Annotated in this window: 25 protein-coding genes and 4 pseudogenes; 15 read left to right on the top strand and 14 right to left on the bottom strand. The window is 72.6% G+C overall.

The window, feature by feature from the left end:
* Positions 1-855 (top strand): carbohydrate ABC transporter permease, encoded by an 855-nt coding sequence (locus tag ABZ078_RS17980; RefSeq protein ID WP_356576278.1) that lies wholly within the window; start codon positions 1-3, stop codon positions 853-855.
* Positions 852-2,252, top strand: coding sequence for a glycoside hydrolase family 32 protein (locus ABZ078_RS17975; RefSeq protein WP_356576276.1), 1,401 nt, complete (start codon positions 852-854; stop codon positions 2,250-2,252). The genes ABZ078_RS17980 and ABZ078_RS17975 overlap by 4 nt, the downstream gene beginning before the upstream one ends.
* Here ABZ078_RS17975 and ABZ078_RS17970 read toward each other — a convergent pair.
* Positions 2,215-3,279, bottom strand: a complete 1,065-nt coding sequence (locus ABZ078_RS17970; RefSeq protein WP_356576425.1) for a LacI family DNA-binding transcriptional regulator — start codon at positions 3,277-3,279, stop codon at positions 2,215-2,217. The genes ABZ078_RS17975 and ABZ078_RS17970 overlap by 38 nt on opposite strands.
* Positions 3,280-3,375: 96 nt before the next feature.
* Between ABZ078_RS17970 and ABZ078_RS17965 the strand changes: the two genes are divergently transcribed.
* From ABZ078_RS17965 to ABZ078_RS17955, 3 genes are all read left to right on the top strand, one after another.
* Complete coding sequence (locus ABZ078_RS17965; protein WP_356576274.1) at positions 3,376-4,206, top strand: aldo/keto reductase; 831 nt, start codon at positions 3,376-3,378, stop codon at positions 4,204-4,206.
* Positions 4,207-4,262: 56 nt separating this feature from the next.
* On the top strand, positions 4,263-4,874 hold the full coding sequence (locus ABZ078_RS17960) for a DNA polymerase ligase N-terminal domain-containing protein (RefSeq protein WP_356576272.1): 612 nt from the start codon (positions 4,263-4,265) through the stop codon (positions 4,872-4,874).
* 314 nt (positions 4,875-5,188) lie between these two features.
* Positions 5,189-5,623, top strand: a complete 435-nt coding sequence (locus ABZ078_RS17955; RefSeq protein ID WP_356576270.1) for a cupin domain-containing protein — start codon at positions 5,189-5,191, stop codon at positions 5,621-5,623.
* Positions 5,624-5,641: 18 nt separating this feature from the next.
* Here the strand turns inward: ABZ078_RS17955 and ABZ078_RS17950 are convergent, their stop codons facing one another.
* The 4 genes from ABZ078_RS17950 to ABZ078_RS17935 form a co-directional block, all read right to left on the bottom strand.
* Positions 5,642-7,978, bottom strand: coding sequence for a SpoIIE family protein phosphatase (locus tag ABZ078_RS17950; RefSeq protein ID WP_356576423.1), 2,337 nt, complete (start codon positions 7,976-7,978; stop codon positions 5,642-5,644).
* Between the two features lie 97 nt (positions 7,979-8,075).
* The gene (locus ABZ078_RS17945; RefSeq protein WP_356576268.1) at positions 8,076-8,534 is read right to left on the bottom strand and encodes a peroxiredoxin; all 459 of its coding nucleotides are present in this window, start codon (positions 8,532-8,534) and stop codon (positions 8,076-8,078) included.
* Positions 8,531-8,911: a hypothetical protein gene (locus tag ABZ078_RS17940; protein WP_356576266.1), complete on the bottom strand. Its 381-nt coding sequence runs from the start codon at positions 8,909-8,911 to the stop codon at positions 8,531-8,533. The genes ABZ078_RS17945 and ABZ078_RS17940 overlap by 4 nt, the downstream gene beginning before the upstream one ends.
* Before the next feature lie 72 nt (positions 8,912-8,983).
* Positions 8,984-9,745 carry a helix-turn-helix transcriptional regulator gene (locus tag ABZ078_RS17935; RefSeq protein WP_356576264.1) on the bottom strand — a complete coding sequence of 254 codons (762 nt, stop codon included), beginning with the start codon at positions 9,743-9,745 and terminating at the stop codon, positions 8,984-8,986.
* A 27-nt stretch (positions 9,746-9,772) separates the two neighbouring features.
* Here ABZ078_RS17935 and ABZ078_RS17930 point away from each other — a divergent pair, with 27 nt between their 5' ends.
* A complete protein-coding gene (locus ABZ078_RS17930) occupies positions 9,773-11,017 on the top strand; it encodes an MFS transporter (protein WP_356576262.1) in 1,245 nt (414 codons plus the stop codon).
* On the opposite strand, the pseudogene ABZ078_RS17925 reads toward ABZ078_RS17930, so the two are convergent.
* Positions 10,948-11,274 (bottom strand): annotated as a pseudogene (locus ABZ078_RS17925) (MarR family transcriptional regulator); the annotation flags it as partial. The gene ABZ078_RS17930 and the pseudogene ABZ078_RS17925 overlap by 70 nt on opposite strands.
* 199 nt (positions 11,275-11,473) lie before the next feature.
* On the opposite strand from ABZ078_RS17925, the gene ligD reads away from it, so the two are divergent.
* The 3 genes from ligD to ABZ078_RS17910 all read left to right on the top strand — a co-directional run bounded on the left by ligD (position 11,474) and on the right by ABZ078_RS17910 (position 14,489).
* On the top strand, positions 11,474-12,454 hold the full coding sequence (gene ligD / locus ABZ078_RS17920; RefSeq protein ID WP_356576260.1) for a non-homologous end-joining DNA ligase: 981 nt from the start codon (positions 11,474-11,476) through the stop codon (positions 12,452-12,454).
* A gap of 140 nt (positions 12,455-12,594) precedes the next feature.
* Entirely contained in the window at positions 12,595-13,371 is a 777-nt protein-coding gene (locus ABZ078_RS17915; RefSeq protein WP_356576258.1) for an NPP1 family protein, read from the top strand.
* Between the two features lie 101 nt (positions 13,372-13,472).
* A complete protein-coding gene (locus ABZ078_RS17910) occupies positions 13,473-14,489 on the top strand; it encodes a questin oxidase family protein (RefSeq protein ID WP_356576256.1) in 1,017 nt (338 codons plus the stop codon).
* Here the strand turns inward: ABZ078_RS17910 and ABZ078_RS17905 are convergent.
* A complete protein-coding gene (locus ABZ078_RS17905) occupies positions 14,474-15,490 on the bottom strand; it encodes a DUF5937 family protein (protein ID WP_356576421.1) in 1,017 nt (338 codons plus the stop codon). The two genes, ABZ078_RS17910 and ABZ078_RS17905, sit on opposite strands and share 16 nt — an antisense overlap.
* A 116-nt stretch (positions 15,491-15,606) precedes the next feature.
* Between ABZ078_RS17905 and ABZ078_RS17900 the strand changes: the two genes are divergently transcribed.
* Positions 15,607-16,815 carry an MFS transporter gene (locus tag ABZ078_RS17900; RefSeq protein ID WP_356576254.1) on the top strand — a complete coding sequence of 403 codons (1,209 nt, stop codon included), beginning with the start codon at positions 15,607-15,609 and terminating at the stop codon, positions 16,813-16,815.
* A gap of 17 nt (positions 16,816-16,832) precedes the next feature.
* Positions 16,833-17,768, top strand: a complete 936-nt coding sequence (gene hemC, locus ABZ078_RS17895; RefSeq protein ID WP_356576252.1) for a hydroxymethylbilane synthase — start codon at positions 16,833-16,835, stop codon at positions 17,766-17,768.
* 71 nt (positions 17,769-17,839) lie between these two features.
* On the opposite strand, the gene ABZ078_RS17890 is transcribed toward hemC, so the two are convergent.
* The 4 genes and pseudogenes from ABZ078_RS17890 to ABZ078_RS17875 all read right to left on the bottom strand — a co-directional run.
* Positions 17,840-18,361 carry a hypothetical protein gene (locus ABZ078_RS17890; protein WP_356576251.1) on the bottom strand — a complete coding sequence of 174 codons (522 nt, stop codon included), beginning with the start codon at positions 18,359-18,361 and terminating at the stop codon, positions 17,840-17,842.
* A gap of 291 nt (positions 18,362-18,652) precedes the next feature.
* Positions 18,653-19,036, bottom strand: a pseudogene (locus ABZ078_RS17885) (multidrug ABC transporter permease); the annotation flags it as partial.
* A pseudogene (locus ABZ078_RS17880) lies at positions 18,996-19,202 on the bottom strand (ABC transporter ATP-binding protein); the annotation flags it as partial. The pseudogenes ABZ078_RS17880 and ABZ078_RS17885, both read right to left, overlap by 41 nt.
* 119 nt (positions 19,203-19,321) lie before the next feature.
* Positions 19,322-19,489, bottom strand: a pseudogene (locus ABZ078_RS17875) (MarR family transcriptional regulator); the annotation flags it as partial.
* Positions 19,490-19,780: 291 nt separating this feature from the next.
* Here ABZ078_RS17875 and ABZ078_RS17870 point away from each other — a divergent pair.
* Positions 19,781-20,572 (top strand): RNA polymerase sigma factor SigF, encoded by a 792-nt coding sequence (locus ABZ078_RS17870; protein WP_356576249.1) that lies wholly within the window; start codon positions 19,781-19,783, stop codon positions 20,570-20,572.
* A gap of 16 nt (positions 20,573-20,588) precedes the next feature.
* On the opposite strand, the gene ABZ078_RS17865 is transcribed toward ABZ078_RS17870, so the two are convergent.
* Positions 20,589-20,921 carry an ANTAR domain-containing protein gene (locus ABZ078_RS17865; RefSeq protein ID WP_356576247.1) on the bottom strand — a complete coding sequence of 111 codons (333 nt, stop codon included), beginning with the start codon at positions 20,919-20,921 and terminating at the stop codon, positions 20,589-20,591.
* A gap of 167 nt (positions 20,922-21,088) precedes the next feature.
* Between ABZ078_RS17865 and ABZ078_RS17860 the strand changes: the two genes are divergently transcribed.
* The gene (locus ABZ078_RS17860) at positions 21,089-21,892 is read left to right on the top strand and encodes a VOC family protein (RefSeq protein WP_356576245.1); all 804 of its coding nucleotides are present in this window, start codon (positions 21,089-21,091) and stop codon (positions 21,890-21,892) included.
* A gap of 20 nt (positions 21,893-21,912) precedes the next feature.
* On the opposite strand, the gene glgX is transcribed toward ABZ078_RS17860, so the two are convergent.
* Positions 21,913-24,057, bottom strand: a complete 2,145-nt coding sequence (gene glgX / locus ABZ078_RS17855; protein WP_356576243.1) for a glycogen debranching protein GlgX — start codon at positions 24,055-24,057, stop codon at positions 21,913-21,915.
* Positions 24,054-24,569: a pep a2 gene (locus ABZ078_RS17850; protein WP_356576241.1), complete on the bottom strand. Its 516-nt coding sequence runs from the start codon at positions 24,567-24,569 to the stop codon at positions 24,054-24,056. Before ABZ078_RS17850 ends, glgX begins: the two co-directional genes overlap by 4 nt.
* Before the next feature lie 301 nt (positions 24,570-24,870).
* On the opposite strand from ABZ078_RS17850, the gene ABZ078_RS17845 reads away from it, so the two are divergent.
* Together ABZ078_RS17845 and ABZ078_RS17840 are read left to right on the top strand one after the other, a co-directional pair.
* Entirely contained in the window at positions 24,871-25,173 is a 303-nt protein-coding gene (locus ABZ078_RS17845; RefSeq protein ID WP_356576239.1) for a DUF5133 domain-containing protein, read from the top strand.
* A 70-nt stretch (positions 25,174-25,243) separates the two neighbouring features.
* Positions 25,244-25,875 (top strand): maltotransferase domain-containing protein (locus ABZ078_RS17840; protein WP_356576235.1); only part of this gene is annotated, 632 nt, incomplete at its 3' end.

Below are 25,875 nucleotides of genomic sequence, written 5' to 3'. Positions count from 1 at the left end.
ATGAGCCAAGCGACAGTGAACCTCAGCCGTGCCCGGTACTCGCTCGCACCGTGGGCGCGGATCGCCGGACTGACCGTGTGCGCGCTGCTGACCCTCGGGCCGGTCATCTGGACCGTCTCCACCTCCCTGCGCACCCCGGCCGAGTCCTTCGACCTGCCCCCGAAGATCATCCCGACGGACCCCACCGTGGAGTCGTACCGCGGGGTCTTCGACCAGATCGACGTGTGGCTGCTCGCCCTGAACTCGACGCTGGTGACCGCGCTGATCGCCGTCGGTCAGATGATCACGGCCGGACTGGCCGGGTACGCCTTCGCCCGCCTCGAGTTCCGGTTCAAGAAGCCGCTGTTCGGGCTGGTCCTGGCCACCATGATGGTGCCGCTCCAGGTCACCATCGTGCCGGTCTTCCTGGTGCTGAAGTCGATGGGTCTGACCGACACCCTGCTCGGTCTGATCATCCCGGCCTTCCCGACCGCCTTCGGGACCTTCCTGATGCGCCAGTACTTCCTGGGCATGCCCAAGGACCTGGGGGAGGCGGCGATGCTGGACGGCTGCGGTCCCTGGCGGACCTTCCGGTCCGTGTACGCCCCGCTGGCCGCGCCCGGTCTCGCGATCGTCGGTGTGCTGGCCTTCAACTATCACTGGAACGAGTTCTTCCGCCCGCTGATCCTGGAGACCTCCGGGCAGAACTACACCCTCCCCCTGGGCCTGGTCGCCCTCCAGGGCAACCTGGGCACCGGCTCCATCTCGGTGGTGCTCGCCGGTGTCGTCCTCTCCATGATCCCCGCCGTCGTCGTGTTCGTCGTCGGTCAGCGCCCTCTGCGTGAGGGCATCACGTCCGCAGGAGTCAACCGTTGAGCCTCGCCGCTCAGTCCACGGACCCGAGCGCCCCGCGCTTCCGGGTCCGTCCGCCCGCCAACTGGATCAACGACCCGAACGGTCCCTTCCGTTGGCGTGACCGGTACCACCTCTTCTACCAGCACAACCCCGACGCCCCCGTGCACGCGAACGTCCACTGGGGCCATGCCTCCAGCCATGACCTCGTCCACTGGGAGCACCATCCGATCGCGCTCACCCCGACGCCCGGCGGCCCGGACGAGGCCGGCTGCTGGTCGGGCTGTGTGGTCGACGACGACGGCGTGCCGACGGCCGTGTACACGGGCGTCGACCGGCAGCACGCCGGTCTCGGCTCGATCTGCCTGGCGCGGGCGCTCATGCCCCAGGACGAGACGCTGACGGACTGGCGGCCGCTGCCCACGCCCGTCGTGCCGGGACCGCCCGCCGACCTGGACGTGGTGATGTTCCGCGACCCGTTCGTGTTCCGCGACGGCGACCGACGATGGGCACTGGTCGGTGCGGGGCACGCCGACGGCACCCCGTCGGTGCTGCTGTACGACTGTGACGACCTGGCCGACTGGCGGTTCGCCGGGGTGCTGCTCGACGGCAACGACCCGGTCGCGCTGGACGCGTTCGGGGACGGGGCCGTCGGCTGGGAGTGCCCGCAGCTGTACGCGACGCCGGGCGGGGAGTGGGTGCTGGTCGTGTCCCTGTGGGACGGAGAACCGTGCGCCACCGCTTATCTGACGGGCCGTCTGGAGCCGTACGGCGAGGACGGGTTGCGCTTCGCGGCCCGCGTCGGCGGGCGGCTGGACCACGGCCGGGACTTCTACGCGCCCGCCGTGCTCCAGGAGCCGGACCGGGCGCTGATGTGGGGATGGTCCTGGGAGGCCCGCGACCAGAACGAGGTCGACCGCGCCGGATGGGCCGGTGTCCTGACCGCGCCGCGCGTCGTGGACGTCCATCCCGACGGGGCCCTGCGGGTCGTACCGGCTCCCGAGCTCGAACTGCTGCGTGCGGCCGAGCCGTTCGTCACGGCACCGGGCGCTCGCACCGCGCTGCCGGAGGCGTACGACCTGACCGTGACCGCGTCCGGCCGGACCGCCGTGGGTCTGCTGCGGTCCGCCTCGGGTGCGCGGCTGACGGTCCTGCTGGACCCGGACGAGGGCACGGTGACACTCGACCGCGGGGACTGGCCCCGGACGGAACCCGAGGCGGCGGCGCCGATCGTGGTGCGGGCGCCGGCCGGTGCGGTGCGGATCCTGGTCGACGGCTCACTGGTGGAGCTGTTCGTGGGCGACCGGGCGACGGTCACCGAGCGGGTCTACCGGCGGCCGGACGACGTGCCCGAACTCGTCGTCACCGGTTCCGCGGCGGCGGTCACCGGCTGGGAACTGGTCCCACCGACGCACGGCTGATCACCGGGCAGGCGAGGCGCCGTACCGTCGCGGGCGGCGTCCTGCCGGTGTCGATGGCGTCGAGGAGCAGCCGGGCGGCGGCCTCGCCCATCGCCCGGTGGGGCAGCGCGACGGTGGTGAGGGGCGGGGCGAGGAACTCGGCCATGTGCTCCTGGTCGTCGTAGCCGACCACCGACAGCTCGCCGGGGACGGCGAGGCCGAGCCGGGTCGCGGCGTGCAGGGCGCCGGCCGCGACCCGGTCGTTGTAGCAGAAGATCCCGGTGGGGCGCCGGTCGGCGGGGGCACCGTCGAGGACACGCATCGCGCCTTCGTACCCTCCGCTGATCTCCCCGCCGGTCCTGACGACCCACTCCTTGGGGACGGCGACGCCCTCGGCGCGCAGCGCGTCCCGGAAGCCGCGCAGGCGGTCGACGGAGGCGATGTCGTCCTGGCCACCGATCATGGCGACCCTGTGGTGTCCCTCGTCCAGCAGCAGCCGGGCCGCCGTGCGGCCGCCCGCGCGTTCGGCGGGGATGACGGCGGGCAGCGAGTCGTCCTCGGGCAGGCAGTTGGCGAGGACGGAGTGGGTGCGGTGCAGTCCCTCGGGCACGCGGACACGGCGCAGGGACATGGCCGCGTAGATGATGCCGTCCACGCGTCGGTCGAGGAGTTCGGCGACGGCCGCGTCCTCCTTGGCGGGGTCGCCGCCGGAGTCGATGGTCAGGACGAGGTGCTCGCTGCCCCAGGCCATGTCCATGGCGCCGCGCAGCAGGCGGCCGGCGAAGGGCGAGGAGGCGATCTCGTCGGTGACCAGGCCGATGACGGCCGTACGGCGGCGGCGCAGGCCGCGCGCGACGGGGTCGGGGCGGTAGCCGAGCTCGACGGCGGCCCGGCGGATGCGCTCCTGGGTGGCGGGCGACAGATTGCCCTCGGCACGGCCGTTGAAGACGAAGGAGACAGCCGTGTGCGACACACCCGCCATCCGGGCGACGTCCCGTGACGTGGGACGCCCGGACCCCGTCGCCTGCTTCTCCTCGGTGCCGCCCATGCCGTCCGCCGCCCTCATCCCCCACCCGTCCGGTTGATCGATCCACAGCCTATCCGTGACGCTGGGTGCACGGCACAGTCGAGGGAAGGTCCGACAGTGATCAGCATTCCGCCGCACTCGCTCAACGACGGTACGACGATCCCCGGGATCGGTCTGGGTACCTGGCCCCTGGACGACACCCAGGCGGAGAGGGCGGTTCATGACGCCCTGGAGCTGGGCTACCGCCTCGTCGACACCGCGACGAACTACCGCAACGAAACAGGGGTCGGCCGGGGCGTGGCCCGCAGCGGTGTTCCGCGCGAGGACGTGGTGGTGACGACGAAGCTCCCGGGCCGGCACCACGGCTACGAGGAGACCCTCGCCTCCTTCGAGGAGTCCCGGCGCCGCCTCGGGCTCGAGTACGTCGACCTGTATCTGATCCACTGGCCGCTCCCCCGGGTGGACAAGTACGTCGACTCCTGGCGGGCCATGATCAAGCTCCGCGAGGACGGTCTCGTCCGGTCGATCGGCGTCTCCAACTTCACGCCCGAGCACATCGAGCGGCTGGAACGGGAGACGGGCGTCCTGCCGTCCGTCAACCAGGTCGAGCTGCACCCCTTGTTCCCGCAGGACGAGCTGCGCGCCTTCCACGCCGGCAAGGGCGTCCTGACCGAGAGCTGGAGCCCGCTGGGCCGTGGCACCAGCCTGCTGGACGACCCGGTCGTCAAGGGCATCGCCGACACGCTCGGGGTGACTCCCGGCCAGGTCGTCCTGCGCTGGCACACCCAGCTGGGCGCCCTGCCCATCCCGAAGTCGGCGAACCCTCAGCGGCAGCGCGAGAACCTCGACGTCTTCGGCTTCACCCTGGACGCCACCCAGATGGGCGCCGTCGCCGACCGGACCCATCGGCGTCTCGGCGGGGACCCCGAGGTGCACGAGGAGTTCTGAACGGGACTCGCGCCTGCCGTCGCGGGGTACTCGGGGCGCTCGGGAAGGAGGCGCTCGTGGGCGGGAAGGACCGGTTGCGGGAGTATCACGGCAAGCGTGACTTCGGTCGGACGCGTGAGCCGGAGGGGCACGGGGCGGCCTCCGGTGACGAGCCGCGGTTCGTGGTGCAGATCCATGACGCCCGCACCCTGCACTTCGACTTCCGGCTTCAGGTGGACGACGTGCTGAAGTCCTGGTCGGTGCCGAAGGGACCGTCCGACGATCCCGGCGACAAGCGGCTGGCGATGCCCACCGAGGATCATCCGCTGGAGTACGAGGAGTTCGAGGGTGTGATCCCGAAGGGCGAGTACGGGGGCGGCACGGTGATCGTCTGGGACAACGGGACGTACGAGCCGCTGAGCCACGACCGCTCGGGCCGGCCCGTGGACTTCGGTGAGTCGCTGGAGCGCGGTCATGCCACGTTCCGGCTGAGCGGGTCGAAGCTGCGCGGAACGTACGCGCTCACCCGGATCCGCAGCGGGCAGGACGGCGACCGGGAGGCGTGGCTGCTGGTGAAGGCCGGCAAGGGGCGGGCACGCGGCCACGGCACCCCCGACCCGTACCGGGCCCGTTCGGTGCGCACCGGTCGTACTCTCGCCCAGGTGGCCGCGGACGGCGACGAGGGGTGAACGGTGCCGACCGGGCCCCTGGACCAGGGCCTTTGGACCGGCTTCCCGCCGAGCAGCGGCAGTTGCTGCGCTGAGCGACCGGCGGGACGGTGCGTGGGGTCGTGGACGCGCTCGGCGAGCAGAGGTGCGCGGGCTTCACCGTCGACGGCGAGATCATCGGCGCCAGGAGGCCGGCTCCTACGCGAGCGGGCGGCTGCGGTACAGGTGGTCCGGTGGTCCGGTGCATACCGCGGATGTTGTGGTTCTGCCCTCAACCGCCCTTGTGTGCCTCTATGTTCACGGCGACACCAGCTTTCGCCACAGGAGGCTTTCGTATGCGCCAAGCGCTCCGCACCGCCGTCACCGGCGTCGTGGCCGCCGCCACCGTCCTCGTCGCCGGGCCCGCCCAGGCGACGCCGCCCGGGCCCGGCGTCACGGCCCGGACGATCAGTCAGAAGACGGTCGGCGACACGGACTACATACTTCGGGAGATCACCATCCCGCCCGGTCAGGCGACCGGCTGGCACTACCACGACGGACCCCTGTACGCCTTCGCGCAGCAGGGCACGCTCAGCCACTACGACTCCACCTGCGCCTCCGACGGCGTCTACCCGCAGGGCAGCTTCATCCAGGAACCGGCCGGTCCCGGCAACGTGCACCTGGGCCGCAACGAAGGGGACACCTCGGTCGTCCTCGACGTGCTGTACGTGCTGCCGCACGGCGCCCCGCTCTCCCAGGACGCGCCGAACCCGGGCTGCCCCTTCGAGTGAGCGGACCGGCGGCGGTGCTCACGTCGGCGGCAGTGGCTGCTCGGCCCAGATCGTCTTGCCGCTGCCGGTCTGCCTGCTCCCCCAGCGCTGGGTGAGCTGGGCGACCAGCAGCAGTCCGCGGCCGCCCTCGTCGTAGGCGTGGGCCCGGCGCAGGTGCGGGGAGGTGGAGCTGCCGTCGGAGACCTCGCAGATGAGGGTGCGGTCGCGGATCAGGCGGAGCTGGATGGGCGGTGCGCCGTACCGGATGGCGTTGGTGACGAGTTCGCTGACGACGAGTTCGGTGACGAAGGCCGCCTCGTCCAGCCCCCAGGCGGTCAGTTGCTCCGTCGCGGCCTGCCGGGTGGCCGCCACGTGCTCGGGGTCCGGTCGTACGTCCCAGGTGGCGATGCGGTCCGCGCCCAGGGCCCGGGTACGGGCCAGCAGCAGGGCCACGTCGTCGCTGGGGTCCTCCGGCAGGACGGCTTTGAGCACGCTGTCGCACAGGGCGTCGAGGTTCTCGGCGGGCGCGGTCAGCGCCCGGCACAGTTCGGCGGTCGCGTGGTCGATGTCGCGGTCGCGGTCCTCGATGAGACCGTCGGTGTACAGGGCGACCAGGGAACCCTCCGGCAGCTCCACCTCCACCGCCTCGAAGGGCAGCCCGCCGACACCCAGCGGAGGCCCGGCGCTCATCTCGACGACCTGTGTGGAGCCGTCGGGCAGGACGAGGGCCGGGGACGGATGGCCGGCGGCGGCCAGGGTGAGGACGCGCGAGACGGGGTCGTAGACGGAGTAGAGGCAGGTGGCGCCCAGTTCGGCGACCTCGTCGGTGTCGTCCCCGGCCAGATGGGTGACCAGGTCGTCGAGGTGGGTGAGGAGCTCGTCGGGCGGCAGGTCCACGTCGGCCAGGGTGCGCACGGCCGTGCACAGGCGCCCCATGGTGGCCGACGACGGGATGCCGTGTCCCACGACGTCGCCGACGACGAGGGCGACGCGGCCGCCGGACAGCGGGATCACGTCGAACCAGTCACCGCCGATGCCGGCCTGGGAGCCGGACGGCCGATAGCGGTGGGCCACCTCGACGGCCGCCTGGCCGGGCAGTCCCCTGGGGAGCAGGTTGTGCTGGAGCGCCAGCGCGGTGGTGCGTTCCCGGGCGAAGCGCCGGGCGTTGTCGATGCAGACGGCGGCCCGGCTGCCGAGTTCCTCGGCGAAGACGGCGTCGTCGGCGCCGTAGTCGTCCGGTTGCAGCATGCGCACGGCCACCGCCACGCCCAGCGTGGTGCCACGGGCGCGCAGCGGCACCGCCATCATCGAATGGGCGCCCACCCGGTGGCGCCGTCCGGCCGGCCCTCGGGCGTTGCGTTCCGCGACCCACCGCATGAACGCCGGCTCGCCCGCCTGGCTCTGTACCACCCGGCCTTCGAGGATCGCCCGGGCCGGCGGCGAGAACGGAGAGTAGAGGTCCATCTCGCCCAGGTGCACGGCCGCTTCCGGGGTGCCCTCGGTGCCGGAGCCGTGGGCGACCCGGCGCAGCGCGATGTCCGTGCCGGCCAGGGCCGGCGGCTCCTCCGCTCCCAGGACCCAGTCGAACAGGTCCACGCTGGCGAAGTCGGCGAACCGGGGCACCACGATCTCGATGAGTTCCTCGGCGGTGCGCACGACGTCCAGGGTGGTGCCGATGACGGCCGCCGCCTCGTTCAGCAGGGCCAGCCGCTGCCGCGCCCAGTACTGCTCGGTGCTGTCGAAGGCCGCCAGGGCCGTGCCCAGGACCTCGCCGGAGGCGTCCCGCACCGGCCACATCTCGATGCTCCAGGCGTGCTCCCGGTTCAGGGCCGGAGCTCCCGTGAAGCTCTCGTAGCGGACCGGTCTGCCCGTCTCGACGACCTGGCGCAGATGCCAGTGGAAGCCGCGGCTGTGCTCGGCGTCCTCCACGGTCTCCGGGAAGTGCCGGCCGACCAGGACGTCCTCCGGCACGCCCATCACCTGGCAGGCGACGTCGTTGAGCCGCAGGTAGCGCTGCTGGGTGTCGAAGACCGACATCGACATCGAGGCCTGCTGGAAGGCCCGCCCGCCCAGGTCGGGCTCCGGATCGCCGGGGGGTTCACCGGTGACCATGTAGCCGTCGGGTGCGCCGTCCGCGGCCAGCACGGGGTGCGCCCGCAGGGTGACGGGTACCTGGGAGCCGTCGCGGTGGCGCAGGACGACGGTGCCGGTCAGCGCGGTCACGTCGGTGGGCGACGGTTCCTCGGCGAGCAGGTCGCGCGCGGGCCGTCCCACGACGTCCTCGGCCGTGCGGCCGGTCAGCCGCCGGGCACCCTCGCTCCACCCCTTGACCACACCCTGGGCATCGAGGATCGCCACGGCGGAGACGCGCTCCATGTCGTCCAGCATGGATCCTCCGCCGCACCGCATCAACCGCGACGCCAAGATGGTTGCGCCGCCTGGCCCCACCGGTCAGGCGGCGCAACCGGGGCGCTCACTTGCGCAGCGCGGCGAGGGCCCGGTCGGCGTGGGCGTTCATGCGCAGTTCGCTGCGGACGACCTCCAGGACCGTGCGGTCCTGCCCGATGACGAAGGTGACCCGCTTGGTGGGGGCGAGCGAGAAGCCGCGTGCCACGCCGAACCGCTCCCGGACGGTCCCGTCGGCGTCGGACAGCAGCGGCATGCCGAGCGTGTGCCGGTCGGCGAACTCCTGCTGCCGTTCGACCGCGTCGCCGCTGACGCCCACGGGACGCGCCCCTACGGCGGCGAACTCCGCGGCGAGATCCCGGAAGTGGCAGGCCTGCGCCGTGCATCCCGGGGTGAGGGCGGCGGGGTAGAAGAAGATCACCACCGGTCCCTCGGTGAGCAGCTCGGACAGGCTGCGGGTGGTGCCGGTCTCGTCCGGCAGCGCGAAGTCCTCGACCTTGTCGCCGACCTCCACTCGTGCGCTCACGACCGGCCCTCCGCGTTCTTCGCGACGCTGCGGGCCCACAGCACCAGGGGGATCTGCAACGGCAGCCGGCCGAAGGCGGCGGCCTTCTGCGCCGCGGGCCGGCGGCGCCAGTCGGCGGCCATCTTCACGTTCGCGGGGAACACGCCGACGAAGAAGGCCGCCGTGGCCAGCGCGGCGGCCTTGCGGGTGCGCGGCAGCGCCACACCGGCCGCGAGCGCGAGTTCGGCTACGCCGCTTGCGTACGTCCAGGTCCGGGGCGCCCCCGGCAGGGCGCGCGGCACGGTCGCGTCGAACGGCCGTGGGGTCGCGAAGTGGGCGACACCCGCGGTGGCCAGCAGGCCGGCGAGCAGCAGGGGGGAACGTCGGGACCGGGGCACGGATCCTCCTTGGATGTCCTGGCGCCGGATGCTACCGGAGGGTAGATCACGGCTCGCCACCTGCCCCGGCCGTCAGCGTCCCCGCTGGGGGGTGCGGCGGTTGTGGGTGCCGGGGGTGTAGCCGAAGGAGCGGCGGAAGACGTCGATGAAGGCGCTGGCGGAGGACCAGCCGCAGCGGTGGGCGACGGTCGTGACGGGTGTGTCCTCGGCGAGCAGACGCAGCGCGTGGTAGAGGCGCGACTGGGTGCGCCACTGCGGGAAGGTCATGCCGAGCTCGTTGCGGAAAAGCCTGCTGAGCGTGCGCTCGCCCGCTCCGGTGGCGGCGCCGAGGGTCGCGAGGGTGCGTGTGTCGGCGGGGTCGGCGTGGACGAGGGCGCAGACCGCGGCCAGGCGCGGGTCGGTGGGCGTGGGCAGGCGCAGGGGCTGCTGGGGCGAGGCGCGCAGCTGGTCGCGCAGGACGGCGAGGAGTCGGCGGCGCTCGGGGCTGTCGTCGTCGGGGTCGCGGGTGTAGGCGAGGATCAGCTCGCGCAGGAGCGGGCTGACGGCGAGGACGGTGGGGGCGTCCAGACCGAGGGGGTTGTCGTCGACGGGCAGGCCGACCAGGTGCAGGGCGAGGTGGCCGTGGGCGCGATGGGCGTGCACGGTGCCGGCGGGGACCCAGATGGCGCGGTTGCCGGGCGCGAACCACGTGCCGGCGTCGGTGGTGACGGCGAGGACGCCGGAGCCCGCGTAGACGATCTGGTGGTCGTCGTGCCGGTGCGCGGCGACGCGTTCCCCGGCGGCGAGGACCTGGGCGCGGGTCGGCGCCGAGGGCGTGTGGCGGATGTTCGGCACGATGGGGCAGATTATCGAAAGCGGGCCATGTGCGGCGACCGCGAGGATCGCGGGGTGTCCACGAAACGCAACCGCGCCATCACTCTGCTGTCCCTGGGCCATGCCTGTGTCGACGTGTACCAGGGCGCCGTGGCGGCCCTCGTTCCCTTCTTCGTCGCCGAGCGCGCCTACAGCTATGCCGCCGCCTCAGGTGTCGTGCTCGCCGCGTCGCTGCTGTCGTCGGTGGTGCAGCCGCTGTTCGGGGCGCTCACCGACCGGTGGGCGATGCCGTGGCTGCTGCCGCTGAGCGCGTTGACGGGCGGCGCCGGGGTCGCGCTGAGCGGTGTCATGGGCTCCTACGCGCTCACGCTGGCGGTGGTGGCCGTATCGGGCATCGGTGTCGCCGCGTACCACCCGGAGGCGGCCCGGGCGGCGCGCGACGCCGCGCACGGCAGTCATACGGCGATGGGCTGGTTCTCCCTCGGCGGCAACGTCGGTTTCGCCCTGGCGCCGCTGCTGGTGGCGGCGGTGGTCGCCACGGGAGGTCTCGGTGCGTCTCCGCTGCTGGTCGTCCCGGCCGTCGTAGGGGCGGCTCTGTGCGCGGCGGCGGTGCGTTCGGCCGGGTGCCGCGGCGCGGCCGTCGCCGAGGGCGAGGGCGGCGGGCCCGACGACTGGGGTTCGTTCCTGCGGCTGTCGGGCGCCGTCGTGTGCCGGTCGATCGTGTTCGTCGGGTTGAGCGCGTTCGTGTCGCTGTACGTCCGGCAGCGGGTCGGCGGCGGGGATGTGGCCGGCACCGCCGCGTTGTGCGTCCTCTATGCCGGCGGCGCGGTGGGGACCGTGGCCGGGGGGCGGCTCGCCGATCGGTACGGGCGGCTCACGGTCGTACGCCATGCGTACGTGCTGACGGTGCTCGCGGTGGCCGGGGTGGTCCTCGTGCCCGGGCCGTCGGTGTATCTGTTCGTCGCCCTGACGTCGGCCGGTCTGTACGTTCCGTTCTCGCTGCACATCACGCTCGGCCAGGACTACCTGCCCGGGCGGGTGGGCACGGCGAGCGGTGTGACGCTGGGGCTGACCGTGAGCGTGGGCGGTCTCGCCACCCCGGTGATCGGCGCGCTGGCCGACGCCACCTCCCTGCGGACGGCGCTCGCGCCCCTCGTCGTGCTGCCGGCCCTGGGGCGGCTGCTGCTGTGCGGGCTGCGGGAGCCGGTGCCGTTCCGCCGGGGTCATCCGTCCTCGTCGACGGCGTGGGCGAGGAAGTCGTCGACCATGCGGTGGAAGAGGCCGGCCAGCTGACGCAGTTCCTCGGGGGGCCAGTCGGCCAGGGCCGGCCGCATGCCGCGCGCGCCCGCCTCGCGGACCCGGGCGATGGCCTGCCGGCCGGCCTCGGTGAGTTCGATGCGCTGGGCGCGGCGGTCCCGGGGGTCGGGGACGCGGGTGACGTAGCCGCCCTTCTGCAGCTGCTGCACCGTGCGCGTGACGTGCGAGGCCTCCACACCGAGCCGGTCGGCCGGCTCCCCGGGGCGCAGCGGCTCCGAGTCGGCGATCTGGCGTACGCCCGGATCCTCATCGCACCGCGCCATGACGAAGCCCGGCGCCCGCGACCGGGGCCCAACTCGTCGGGGCCGCCTATCAGTCCGGGCTGGTGCGGGCCGTGCCGCCGAACGGGGAGCGGTGAGGACGCGGCCGCCGTTCAGGGGAAATCGGCGGCCGGGGCGCGTGGCGGCGGGCGGGGCCGTCGAGAACTGACCCGTGAGCCTGCCGCTGATCCCTCCCATGCTCGCCACGCCCGGCACCCTGCCGCCCGCAGCGCAGGACGCGCGCTGGGCGTACGAGACCAAGCAGGACGGCCAGCGCGCGGTGGTCTACCTGGAAGGGGACGGCAGCCTGCTGCTGCGGGCCCGTTCCGGCGAGGACATCACGGCCGCCTATCCCGAACTGCGGCCGCTGGGCGGCGCGCTCGGCACCACGCCCGCCGTGCTGGACGGGGAGATCCTGGCGCTGGACGCGCAGGGCCGCGCCGACTTCCAGTTGCTGCAGTCCCGCATGGGCCTGACGCACGCGCCGGCGCGGGCCGCGCGGATGGCGGCTCGCGCACCCGTCCATCTGGTGCTGTTCGACGTGATGCACCTGGCGGGCCGCTCCCTCGTCGCGCTGCCCTACAGCCGGCGTCGCGGGCGCCTGGAGGCGCTGGACCTCGCCGGGCCGTTCTGGTCGACGCCGACCGCGCTGGTCGGGCACGGCGCCGACGCCCTGCGGGCCACCCGCGAGCACGGGCTGGAGGGACTCATCTGCAAGCGGCTGGACTCGGTGTACGAGCCCGGGGTGCGCTCCCGAGCCTGGATCAAGATCCGCAACATGCGCAGTGAGGACGTCATCGTCGGTGGCTGGCTGCCCGGCAAGGGACGGCTCACGGGCCTCCCGGGGGCGGTGCTGGTCGGCCAGCGCGCGGCCGGGCGGCTGCGGTACGTCGGCAGCGTGGGCACCGGCTGGAGCGAGGCCGAGCGGACGCACCTGGCCGAACTGCTGCGGGCCTGCGAGACGGGCGCCTGCCCCTTCGACCCCGTCCCGCGCGTGGCCGGCGCGCACTGGGTGCTGCCCCGGCTGGTCGGGGAGGTCCGCTACAGCGTCCGCACCCGCTCCGGGCTGCTGCGGCAGCCGTCCTGGCTGCGGCTGAGGCCCGATCTGGCGCCCGAGGAGTCGGCGGCCGACCTGCCGGACGAGAGTGTGTGACGCGGTTTCAGCCGCAAGTGTTGCGCTGATCGTTACCAGCGGTACCTCCGTGGCTCTTGGCACGGCAGTGAAAAGCCAGCATCCTGAACTGCCTTTCCCCCCATGACCGTTGGGCTGCGCCCAATCAGGAGGAGGACGCAGTGTCGTCACAGACGCCCCGCACGCACCGCAGGAGATGGCTCACCGGGCTGGCCGGTGCCGCCGCTCTGGTCGTCGCCTTCCCCGGCACCGCCTTCGCCGCCCCGCCCGGGGCGCTGCCCGCCAACGCCGAGGTGGGCGAGAGGACTTACCAGCCGGCGTACGACTACGACACCGACGGCTGCTACTCGACACCCGCCATCGGCCCCGACGGCACCGTCAACGGCGGCCTCAAGCCGAGCGGTTCGCTCAGCGGCGGCTGCCGGGACGCCTCGGACCTCGACAACACCAACGCCTACTCGCGCTCCAAGTGCGACAACGGCTGGTGCGCCTACATGTACGACCTGTACTTCGAGAAGGACCAGGCGGTGTCGGGCAGCGGCATCGGCGGGCACCGGCACGACTGGGAGCACGTCGTGGTGTGGGTGCAGAACGACCAGGTGCGATACGTCTCGACGTCCAACCACGGTTCGTACACCGTGCACGCCGCGTCCTCGGTCCGCTTCGAGGGTACGCACCCGAAGATCGTGTACCACAAGGACGGCATCAGCACGCACTGCTTCCGCCTGGCCAACTCGGGCGACGAGCCGCCCGAGAACCACAAGGGCACCTGGCAGTACCCGCCGCTGGTCGGCTGGAACGGCTACCCGGCGGGCGTGCGCGACAAGCTGGTCGCCCACGACTTCGGCAGCGCCAACTTCGGTCTGAAGGACGGCAGCTTCCCGGGCAACCTGGCATCGGCCAAGCCGTCCGGCATCGCGTTCGACCCGTACGCCTGACCCGTTCTCCGCCCGGGCTCGGGATGTAGGACCGTGGCCCCGCCACGCTTACCTCCCGGGCCCGATCCGGGGACCGCGCTCCGTTCCCTAGCGTCGACGGCATGGACACGCACGACACGAGCGGGCAGCTCGAAGAAGCCCTGGAACGCCTTCACGCGTCCGGCCCCGAGCGACTCGGCCGGCTCTCGAACCACGCCCCCATGGTCGTCGAGGCGCTCGCCGCGAACGGCCAGGCGGGCGCGGTGCACCGATGGCTCGATCGGTACGAGAGCAGGCTGGAGGACTTCCCCGGCCGCGTGGCACCGGTCACCGACGACAACTGGCCCGCGGCCCTGGGCGACGTTCGCCGCGCCGCGGACTGGACCGAGTACTTCACCCGCACCCTCGCCGAGCACCCCTGGAAGAGCGTTCTCGCCCGGTGGTGGCCGCGCCTGCTGCCGGGGCTGTACGGCGCCGCCACGCATCCGGTGATCCGGGTCGGCCACGCCGTGCGCGCCCTCGGGCACGGCGAGAGCGCGCCCCGCGTCACCGAACTCGCGCACGCCCTCGGCTACTGGGCCGCCCGGCACCGGCCCGTCTCCGGGATCACCGCGCTGCCGGGTGCGCCGACCGCCGCGCGGTCCCTGGACGCCGTACCCCCGATCGAGGAGGCCGAAGGGGGCTTTCCGGCCCGCCTCGCCGCCGTACACCACCTGCCCGTCTGGGCGGGCGACGTGACCGATCCCGACACGGCCCGCGAGCGCCTCACCGAGCTCGTCCGTGCCGCGACGCACCGCTACGCCACCCACGGCCACGGCGAGGAGACCATGCTCGTGCACGCGGCGACCGCCCCCAACGCCGTACTGCGGACGCTGCGTTCGCTGCCACGCGCGCTGTGGGCGCCGAGCCTGCACGCGGCGTGGACGGCGACCGCGGCGGTCACCGCGATGTACGCCCCGAAGGAACCTGTCGCCTACACGCCTCCCGCTCGGCTCACCGCCGAGGAGGTCCTCCAGCGTGCTCTCGCCCACGGCGACGAGCACGTCATCAAGTTCACCGACACCGCGCTGGACGTCGGGGACGAACCCGCTCTCGCGGCCGCCCAGCGGGCGGTGGAGATCAGTCAGCCCCTCGTGTGAACTCCCCGTGTGAACTCCCCGTCCGCCAGGGCGTCTCCCAGGGCCGTTCGCCCGTACAGCACGCGGTGGCCCTGGCGTCGGGAGACCAGCAGGCCCGCCTCGCGCAGCACCGACAGGTGGGCGGAGACGGTGGACGGGGCCAGCCCGTGGCGGCGGGCGAGATCCGTCGTCGACGACGGGGCGGTGAGGCCGGCGAGGACGGCGGCGCGCTGGTGGCCGAGCAGGCGGGCGAGGGCCCGCGGTGGGCGCGGTGGCCGGGTGGTGTGCAGGTGGCCCATGCCGCGCGCGGGGTAGATGACCGTCGGCTGCCACGGCCGGGCGAAGCCGCTCACCACGTCCGGCCACACGAACACGCTCGGCATGAGCAGCACGCCCCTGCCGTCCGGGGGCTGGGCGTCGGTCACGTCGGCGTACCGGCGCAGGGTGAGGGTGTGGCCCGCCCAGTCGACCGCCGGGTGCAGGTCCGTGAGCAGCGCGTCGAGGCCGCCGTCCGCCGCCCGGCGTGAGCGGTGCGCGATGTCGGCCTCCAGGACGGCGCGGTGGCGCGGCCAGTCCGGGGCGAGCAGGGCGTGCCAGGCCCGTTCGGTGAGGTCGGCGAGGCGCCGGACGGTGGCGGCGGGGTCGTCGAGCGCGGCGCGCGCGTGGGGCGACTCGGCGAGGCCCGGCGTGCAGGCCAGGGAACGGGCCATCTCGGCGTGGGCCAGGGCGGGGTCGGTGGCGCGCATGCGGGCCAGTTCCGCCTCGATGGAGGGGTACGGCTCCTCCGGTGGCGGGCCCAGGAAGTCGGGGGTGTAGCCGCCGGGGGGTGGGACGAACAGCCACAGTGGTGCCAGGTCGAGTCCGGCGACCGTACGGCTCATGCGGCGCAGCCAGCCCCGGTGGTAGCCGTGCCGGGCGGGCCGGCGCAGCATGCGCAGCGCCTCGTGGGTCTGGCACAGCGGCGAGATCGCGAACCGGCAGCGCGTGAGGTCGGCGGTGCCGAGGTGCAGGGCGAGCGCGATGACGACCCCCTTGGTGTCCCTGGACGAGGAGAGATTCGTCCTGGAGCGAAAGAGTAGAGGCGTCCGCCGCCGCCCAGCACGCTTGCCCCGACTTCCCCTGTCGGAAAGGCGGATGAATGGGCGGCGTACGTACGGCTCCCTGGCACCGGGCCGCAGTCGTCGCGGCGCTGATGCTGGCGGCGTTCACCTTCAACACCACCGAGAACCTGCCGGTCGGCCTGCTCGCCCTCATGGCGGACGACCTGCGCGTGTCGCTCCCGGCCGTGGGCGCGCTGGTCACCGGGTACGGCCTGACCGTGGCCGTCGTGTCGCTGCCGCTCGCCCATGTCACGCGGTCCGTGCCGCGCCGGTACCTGCTCACGGGGCTGCTGGGGCTGCTCGCCGCGGCCAGTTGGGTGTCGGCGCTGGGAGGCGTGTCGTACGGGACGCTGCTGGCGGCGCGGGTGGCGACGGCGCTGGCGCAGGCGGTGTTCTGGTCGGTGATGGGGCCGGTCGCGGTCGGTCTGTTCCCGCCCGAGCGGCGGGGGCGGATCATCGGGCTGCTGTCCGTCGGCGGTTCGCTGGCCACGGTGGCCGGGGTCCCGGCCGGGACCTGGCTGGGCGGGCACACCGACTGGCGGACACCGTTCGCGCTGCTCGGCGTGCTCGCGCTCGCCTCGCTCGTGACCATCGGCGTCCTGCTGCCGACCTCACGCCCGCAGGACGGCCACTCCGCGTACGGCGCGGCCCCCGACCGGCGCCGGTTCCGCGTCGTCCTGACCGTCACCGCCCTGTCGGTGACCGGTGCCTTCACGGCCTTCACCTACCTCGTCGCCTTCCTCGACGAGGTCGGCGGATTCGGTGGGGACGCGGTGAGCGCCGTGCTGTTCGCCTTCGGCGGGGCGGCGCTGGCCGGGGTCATGGTGACCGGGCCGCTCCTCGACCGCTTCCCGCGCGCCACCCTGGCCGTGCCGGTGGCGGCCCAGGCGGTGGCACTGCTCGGCCTCTACGCGGCCGGGCACGTCCCGGCGGTGAGCGTCGCGCTGATCATGCTGCTGGGCGCCGCGGTCGCCCCCGCCTTCATGGCGACGCAGACCCGGGTGCTCCAGGTGGCCCCGGGCCGCACCGAGACCGCCCTCGCGGCCAACTCGGCCGCCTTCAACGCGGGGATCGCCGCGGGTGCGCTGCTCGGGGGCGCGCTGCTGCCGGCGGCCGGGGTGCGCGGCACGTTCCTGGTCGGCGGGTTGCTCACGGTGGGGGCGCTGGCGGTGCTGTCCCGGCCGGCGCGCGCGGGCGCCGGGGGCCGGGCGGGAATCGGGCGGTACCGTGCGGACGCGGGGTTGTGACGGTCTATCGTGTCCGCATGTCCGTCCCTGAACTGATCCGTATCGTCTCCCGCGACTCGCCGATGGCGCTCGCCCAAGTGGACCGTGTCCGTGCCGAGTTGGCGGCCCTGCACCCCGGTGTGCGCACCGAGGTCGTACCGGTGAAGACGACCGGTGACAAGTGGATGGGCGACCTGTCCCAGGTCGAGGGCAAGGGGGCGTTCACCAAGGAGGTGGACGCGGCGCTGGTGGCCGGCGAGGCCGATCTCGCCGTGCACTGTGTCAAGGACATCCCCGCCGACCGGCCGCTGCCCGCCGGGACGACGTTCGCCGCTTTCCTGAAGCGGGACGACATCCGGGACGCCCTCGTGCACCCGGGCGGTCTCACCCTGGACGAGTTGCCGGACGGCACCCGGATCGGCACCTCCTCGGTGCGCCGCGTCGCCCAGCTGGCGGCCACCCACCCGCACCTGGAGTGCGTGCCCTTCCGCGGCAACGCCAACCGGCGGCTGGAGAAGCTCGCGGCCGGTGAGGCGGACGCGCTGCTCCTCGCGGTGTCCGGCCTCGAGCGCATCGGCCGGCAGGACGTGATCAGCGAGGTCCTCTCCCCCGAGACGATGATGCCGCCGATCGGCGCGGGCATCCTCGCCCTGCAGTGCCGGGAGGGCGACAGCGACCTCATCGACGCGGTCAGCGGCCTCGGCGACCCGGACACCCACCGGGAGGCCACCGCCGAGCGCATGTTCCTGCACGTGCTCCAGGGGCACTGCAACAGTCCGATCGCCGGGTACGCGCGCGTGGACCGCGGCGGCGAACTGTCCCTGCGGGGCTGTGTCTTCACGCCGGACGGCAAGACACGGCTCAACGCCCACGAATGGGCCGGCCGCCTCGACCCGGCCACGCTCGGCACGTCGGTGGCCGTGGCACTGCTGCGGCAGGGGGCTCGCGAGATCATCGACGGCATCCCGCACTAGGTGTGCTGTCCGGAGCCGGTCGGACCGGCTCCGGGCAACGGGGGCTGGTCCAGCCCGGGTGACCGCCCCCGTCAGGCGGTGCCCTCTTCGGCCTGCTCGCGCAGGAAGTTGCTGACCTGGAGGGCGAGGCCGTCCCGCAGGGTGGCGGCGTGGGCGCCGGCGGAACCCTCCTGGAGTCCGACGCCGCCGGTCCACAGCCGGCGGTCGGCCCACTCCTCCTCGACGCGCAACTGGATCTGCACGTCGACCTGGCTCAGGCTCGCCTCCGGGCCGGCGGCGTACAGCACGGCGGTGGCCCGGCGCAGCGGGTAGACGTCGAAGCCCTCGATGAACTGCGAGTTGCGCCAGTCGATGAACGCCGCCTCCCCGTCGCGGCCGATCCGTACGTCGATCTGGCCGTCCTCGAGGTGGACGCCGAGGTGCCGGTCACCGCGGTTCTCGACGGTGACGCGCACCCTGAAGTAGGCCAGCCCCTCGGCGGCGTCGTCCCGTCCGCGCGGCGGCTCGGCGGCTTCCAGCTGGTGGACGCGGACACGCAGACCGGCATGCTCGTCGTACTCGTGCCAGTCCCCGACCACGTTCGGCTCGTACACAGTCCACCTCTCGACCTCAGAGAGCTGCTTCCTATCTTTGCGCTCAGTGCACTGTCAAATGAGCGGAATGCGCGGTGCCCAGCCCATTCGCCCCCTTGATCACCGATCAAGCCGTGGACTGGCAGAATGCGCTTTCTCGCCGAGTGGCAGGACTCACCCGCGTGCCGCACATCACGTTCGCCGCCCAAGATCAGCGAGCCGGCCGGCCGAGCAGCGAGGAGGCCGCGACGATGCCGAGCGGTGACCCCCGCTGAGCGGGTTGGCCTTGCTGAGGGCCTGGAGCCAGCCCGGCAGCTTGTCGAGGATGCCGGCGTCGCGCTCCCAGATGATCTGGATGCCGTAGAAGTAGAAGATGGCGATGAACATCGCGCAGTGGGCGATGATGCCGGGGGCCAGGTAGTCGATGTAGGGGACACCGTCGCTGGGGATCGCCCTGAGCCGGGTGAAGGTCTGGCCGAAGATCAGCAGCCAGAGGGCGGGCAGGACGGCGCGGGTGTGCAGCTCGGTGCGGTCGTGGCGCGGTTTCTGCAGTTCGACGGCGCACATCGCCACGACCCGGGCGGGGAGCAGCCGCCAGCCCGCGCGGGGTGCGGGCGGGCGCAGCAGCAGGTCGATGCCGTCGGCGCCGGCGCGGTCAGCCGACGCGGCGTGCGGTGCGGCGGGGGCTTCTGACATCGCGGAAGTCTCCTGAACTCTCGTCGAGTCCGCTGCCGGCGACGTCGCGGAAGACGTCCTCCGGCGTGGGCGGCGGGTCGGTGGCGGCGGCGCCCGCGGCACGCCGGCGCAGGCCGAGCCCTTCCCTGAGCTCGGCCGGGGTGCCGAGGGCCCGGGTGCGGCCGCGGCGCCGTTGGGGCCGAGCAGCCCGAAGCCCTCGCCCTCCCGCACCGTCAGGTCGAGTCCGTCGACCGCGTTGGTCGCACCGAAGGCGTAGGCGAGCCCGGTGCAGGCCAGACAGCTCTGCCGGGCCAGCCGGTTGGCCAGGGTCGACACCGAGTCGCCCGCGAGATGCAGCTCGTCGGCCGCGTCCGTGATCCTGATGCCGGGCCGCCGCTCCACGACCAGCCGCAGCAGCCGCTGGACGCCGACCAGCGCGTCGGCCAGTTCCTCCGGGGAGGGTTCCTGCGTCATGCCACGAAACTGCCTCTGTGACAGAGGTAAGTGGGCCAAGGGAAGGCAATGGTGTTCCCGTCTCCCGACCGCCTCCTGAGCAACACACAGTCATCCCGCACCAACACGTAGTCGCATTCACGAAAATTGTTTCTGGTTCGGATTCGGGGGGTATCTGCTCATATGTGCTTCGGACAGGAGGCACGTCCGTGGGAGCCGGCCCGCCGGGCCCCTGGGTGTCCTCCTGAGGTCCGCGACCGCGCTTCCCACGGTGTCTGTCCAGCCGGCACCGCTGAGGGAGGTGCGCACCCGATGAGTGCCACCACCAGAACGAAGCAACATCCGCACGACGACGCCCCTGACACCGCGGACGCGTTCGACCGGCTCGTGGGACTGCCCGACGGGCCGGAACGCAAGGCCCTCAGGGACGAACTGGTCCATGCCTGGCTGCCCATGGCCGAGCGGATCGCCGTCCGGTTCAAGGGCCGCGGCGAGTCCCTGGAGGACCTGTACCAGGTGGCGGCCCTGGGCCTGGTGAAGGCCGTCGACCACTACGACCCGGCACGCGGCCACGCCTTCGAGGCGTACGCGGTGCCCACCATCACCGGCGAGATCAAGCGGCACTTCCGCGACCACATGTGGACGCTGCACGTGCCGCGCCGGGTCCAGGACCTGCGCAACCGGGTGCGCAGCTCCGCGAAGGAGCTGTCGCAGAGGACCCCGGGGCGCCTGCCCACCGTGTCCGAGATCGCCGACCACGCCCATCTGTCCGAGGCCGAGGTGCGCACCGGCATGGAGGCCCTGGAGTGCTTCTCCGCACTGTCCCTGGAGGCGGAGATGCCCGGTACGGACGGTTACGCGCTGGGGGACGCCATCGGCGGTCCCGATCCGGCGTACGACGTGGTCGTCGACCGTGTGGCCGTCAAGCCCTGCCTGCAGCGGCTGCCGGAGCGTGAGCGGACCATTCTCTACCTCCGCTTCTTCGGCGGCATGACCCAGAGCCGCATCGCGCAGCAGCTCGGCATCTCGCAGATGCATGTGTCCCGGCTGCTGAGCGGCTGCTTCGCCCATCTGCGCGAGGAGTTGCTCACCGAGGTCCGCTGACCCCGCGAGGGGTGAGTCACTCCTGCGCCGATCCCGGAATCTGCGTCGGACCGTACCGCTCGAGGGCCTCTTCGAGTTCGACGCAGATCTCGGGTGGCATCCTCCCGTCCCGGCCCCAGATGAGGATCAGTTCCGCGACGTGGCGGAGCTTGATGTTGGTGTGCTGGGAGACCTCCTTCAGCACCGCCCATCCCTCGTCCGGCGAGACACGGCCCAGCGCGACGACCATCCCGATCGCCTGGTCCACGACGGCGTGCGAGACCACCGCCTCCTTGAGCTGGTCGACCTGCTCTTCCAGCTCGAGGATCCGGTCGGTCTCGTCCGCGGGCTCGTTCGGTACCGGTGCCACGCCTCCATCCTCGTCTCTTCGTCGATCCTGTGCCAGTGAACGCACGGCCCGGCCTCGGCCGTTTGGGCGCCACGCCGGGGGTACTCGACAGGCTCCGGAGCGGATACGGCTGGACACTGGGACAGGACCGGTGACCGCCGGCCGGGCGAGACCAGGACGCGACTGCCATGAACCACGATGCGAGAACCTCCAGGGGCACGGCCGAGGTCGTGTCCACACACTCCGTGTTCGGCGCACCCTGCTGGGTGAGCCTGACCAGCCGCGATCTCGAGGCGACCCAGGAGTTCTACTCCGCCGTACTGGGCTGGCGCTGGCGGCCGGCCAAGCTGGGCGACCGTTTCCGGGTCGCGCTGGCGGAGAGCGTGCCGGTGGCCGGGATCGGAGCGGTCGCCACGATGTGGCAGATGGCTGTGGCCTGGACCCCCTACTTCGCCGTGCCGAGTGCCGACGAGGCCGTGGCACGGGTACAGGAGCGCGGCGGCACGGCGGCGGTCGGGCCGCTCTCGCTGCCGCCCGGTCGGGCGGCGCTGCTGGCCGACCGGGACGGTGCGACCTTCGGTGTCTGGGAGGGCGAGCTCATCTCCAACTGGGAGACCTGGCGCCGCGCCACGCCCAGCTTCATCCGCCTGCACACCCGCGACGCCTTCGACGCCGCCATGTTCTACGGCGAGGTCCTCGACTGGGCGTCGGAGCGGCCGGGCTGCTGCGAGGTCCACTACGAGGGGGGCGAGGTCGTGCTGCGCAGCGGCGGCGATGTGGTGGCCCGCATCGAGTCGGGCGCGTTGGAGGCCGCGCCCGACCCGACCATCCGGCCGCACTGGCAGGTGCACTTCGCCGTCCCGGACGTCGAGGGGTGTGCGCGGGCGGCGGAGCTGCACGGCGGCAGCGTGCTGTCCAAGGGCGGCGACGAGGCGGTGCTGCGGGATCCGGATGGCGCCCAGTTCACGGTGACTTCGCGGCATCGGCGGTAGGTGGGACGGCCCCGCCCTCCTCAGCGCCTCGCGCGCGAGGGTCTCGAAAGAAGCACCAGGCTGCGCCGCTCGATCAGGAGGGCCGTGCCCGCCTTGTGCTCGGACTCGTCCGGAGGGCCCAGCGGCTCGGCCGTGTCGATCAGCGTCGTCCAGCGTTCGCCGTAGGTGCTGTCCGGCAGGTGGAACTCCACCGGCTCCCAGTACGCGTTGAGCAGCAGCAGGAAGGAGTCGTCCACGACCGGCTGCCCGCACCAGTCGGGTTCGGCGATGGCGTCACCGTTGAGGAAGACGGCGAGGGAGTGGGCGTCGGAGCGCTGCCAGTCCTCGTCGGTCATCTCGCGGCCGTCCGGCAGCAGCCACACGAGGTCGGGCAGCGGCTGGTCGGGGCGGGTGGGGGTCTCGCCCCGGAAGAAGCGGCGGCGGCGCAGGACGGGGTGGGCGGCGCGCAGGGCGATGACGTACCGGGTGAAGTCCGCGAGTGCGTGCTGGTCGTCGGTGAGGTGCCAGTCGATCCAGGAGATCTCGTTGTCCTGGCAGTAGGCGTTGTTGTTGCCGCGCTGGGTGCGGCCGAGTTCGTCGCCGTGGCAGAGCATGGGGATGCCCTGTGACAGCAGCAGGGTGACCAGGAAGTTGCGCTGCTGGCGGGCGCGCAGCCGCAGCACGGCCGGGTCGTCGGTCTCGCCCTCGGCACCGCAGTTCCAGGACCGGTTGTGGCTCTCGCCGTCCTTGTTGTCCTCCCCGTTGGCCTCGTTGTGCTTGTCGTTGTACGAGACGAGGTCGCGCAGGGTGAACCCGTCGTGCGCGGTCACGAAGTTGACGCTGGCGCGCGGGCGGCGCCGGCTGTGCGCGTACAGGTCGGAGGAGCCGGTCAGCCGGGACGCGAACTCGCCGAGCGAACCGGCCTCGCCACGCCAGAAGTCCCGTACGGCGTCCCGGTACTTGCCGTTCCACTCCGACCACAGGGGCGGGAAGTTGCCGACCTGGTAGCCGCCCTCCCCCACGTCCCACGGCTCGGCGATCAGCTTGACCCTGCTGATCACCGGGTCCTGCTGGATCAGGTCGAAGAACGCCGAGAGCCGGTCCACCTCGTGGAACTGCCGGGCCAGGGTCGCCGCGAGGTCGAAGCGGAAGCCGTCGACGTGCATCTCGGTGACCCAGTAGCGCAGCGAGTCCATGATCAGCTGGAGCACGTAGGGGTGGCGCATCAGCAGGCTGTTGCCGGTGCCGGTGGTGTCGTAGTAGTGCGCCCAGTCGCCGTCCACCAGGCGGTAGTACGAGGCGTTGTCGATGCCGCGGAAGGACAGGGTCGGGCCGCGCTCGTTGCCCTCGGCGGTGTGGTTGTAGACCACGTCGAGGATCACTTCGAGGCCGGCCGCGTGCAGCGCCTTCACCATCGACTTGAACTCGTCGACCTGCTCACCGCGGGTGCCGTGGGCGGCGTAGGCGTTGTGCGGCGCGAAGAAGCCGATCGTGTTGTAGCCCCAGTAGTTGGACAGGCCCCGGTCGAGCAGGACGCCGTCCTGGACGTACTGGTGCACCGGCATCAGCTCGACGGCCGTCACGCCGAGGGAGGTCAGGTGCTCGACGATCGCGGGGTGCGCGAGGCCGGCGTAGGTGCCGCGCAGTTCGGGCGGGACGTCGGGGTGGGTGCGGGTGAGGCCGCGTACGTGGGCCTCGTAGATGACGGTGTCGGCGTACGGCCGCCGGGGCGGACGGTCCTCGCCCCAGTCGAAGTACGGGTCGGTCACCACGCCCAGCATGGTGTGCCCGGCGCTGTCGGACTCGGACGGGGCGCCCGGCGTGCGCTCGAAGAGGGAGGCGTGGTTGTCCACCTGGCCGTCCACCGCCCGGCTGTACGGGTCGAGCAGCAGCTTCGCCGGATTGCACCGGTGGCCGAGGTCCGGGGCCCAGGGGCCGTGGACCCGGTAGCCGTAGCGCTGTCCCGGGCCGACACCGGGCAGATAGCCGTGCCAGACGAAGCCGTCGACCTCGGTGAGCGCGATCGTGGTGTGCCGGTCCTTGTCGTCGACGAGGACCAGCTCGACGCGTTCGGCGACCTCGCTGAACAGGGCGAAGTTCGTGCCCTGTCCGTCGAAGGCCGCTCCCAGCGGGTAGGGGTGCCCGCTCCACGCGGGCACCCCTGTGCGACGACGTCGCGCGGTCACCGGGCCTCCTCCGGTACGCCGCCGCCCGGGGAGCTCGCGGCGCCGGCCAGGACCGTGACGGGCATGTCGCGGGGCACGCCCCGCGCCTCGCGCAGACTGGGCGCGGGGGCCGTCGGCACGAGCGGGGCGCGTTCGCCGGCGCGGGCGCGCTGGGAGAACCAGATGACCTTGCTGCCGGTCTCGGTGGCGCAGCAGCCCCAGCCGTCGCTCATCGCGGCGAGGTGCTGGAGGCAGGCGCGCAGCTCGTGGTCGGGGCGCAGGGCGCGGTCGTTGTCACCGATGGCGGTGATGAGGTGCTGGCCGTTCCACCACATCTCGATCGATGTGTCCTTGTCCCTCGCGTGCTCGTCGATGGCCCGCAGCAGCATTTCCGCACCGCGGCAGACGGGCTGTACAAGCGTCTCCAGGTCCCAGTACCTGAGGTGAGCGGCCAGAATTCGGCTGACCTGACCCACCCGTTCGGGGCTGACTTCCACGTCGAGGTGGTAGTAGCAGGGCACTGCGGTCTTCACCGTCGTTACCTCCTCACCGCGAAAGCTCCCGCTCTCCTCGACCCTGCGGGACGGGGCCCCGAGCACGGAGCGTGAGCGCTGATCGCTTTTGAGTCACTCCAGGGTGGGTGCCGTACGCCATTCGTGCAACAGGAGCACATTCCTGAGGTAGTTGAATGTCCAACAGGACGCTGTGTGGTCGAGCATGCACCATATGTGAAGACCTCGATGCCCGTAACGGAACCCGTGCGTGTGCGCGCACGGGTTTCCGCCCGACCGTCGGGAGACGCGTCATCGAGCAGCCCGGAAGGTGAACGGCGCCATGCTGCTACCGGCCAAAGCCGAAGTCGCCCGGCAACTGCGGCGGTACCGGGCCTGGGAACGCGCCATGCTCGCGGCCCCGGCCGACCTCACGGTGCGCGCCACCTTCGAGGACGCCGGTTACACGCTGTGCGTGCTGATGGGCAAACGTTGTGCCCGTGAGGCCGCGGACGCGGCCGAGCGCTATCTGCGCATCACCCTGGCGGCCTACCTCCGGGAAGAGGACGAACGTCCTCATCTGAGCGCCACCGCGCGGCGTGGCCCGCCCAAGACGCGGCGGTGGCGTTTCCTTGCGGGGAGGTAAGGACCTTCCGGCGCAGTTTCGATCCCCGGCCGGGCCTCGTGCCCGGCCCTCAGCACGGTGGAGGTGAACCATGGGCAGGACCAGGACCAGGACCAGGAACGGGACCGGCACCGGGACCATCGGCCGCATCCCGGTACGCGACGTACAGCCGGCCGTGGCATGCGGCAGGCTTCCGGCGAAGGCGGTCGCGGGCGAGACCTTCGATGTCACCGCCACCGTGTTCCGTGAGGGCCATGACGCCGTGGCCGCCAATGTCGTGCTGACCGACCCGGGCGGCCGTCCCGGCCCGTGGACGCCGATGCACGAACTGACCCCGGGGAGCGACCGCTGGGGCGCCAAGGTCACCCCGCCCTCGGTGGGCCGCTGGACGTTCCACGTGGAGGCGTGGAGCGACCCGGTGGCCACCTGGCGCCACGCCGCCCGCATCAAGGTTCCGGCCGGACTCGATGTCGGGCTGGTCCTGGAAGAGGGCGGTGAGCTCTACGAGCGTGCGGCGGCCGGAGTGCCCGACGCGGCGGGGCGGGCGACCGTGCTGGCCGCCGCGGAGGCGCTGCGGGACGACTCGCTGCCGCCCGAGTCGCGGCTCGCGGCGGCGTTCGCGGCCAACGTGGACGCGGTGTTGGGGCGGTGGCCGCTGCGGGACCTGGTGACCGCCTCGGATCCGCTGCCCCTGCTCGTGGAACGCGAACGCGCCCTGTACGG

Source organism: Streptomyces sp. NPDC006385 (assembly GCF_040612485.1).
GTDB lineage: Bacteria > Actinomycetota > Actinomycetes > Streptomycetales > Streptomycetaceae > Streptomyces.
Note: the sequence above shows the minus strand (reverse complement) of the source record. Positions and strands in the feature narration are given on the sequence as shown.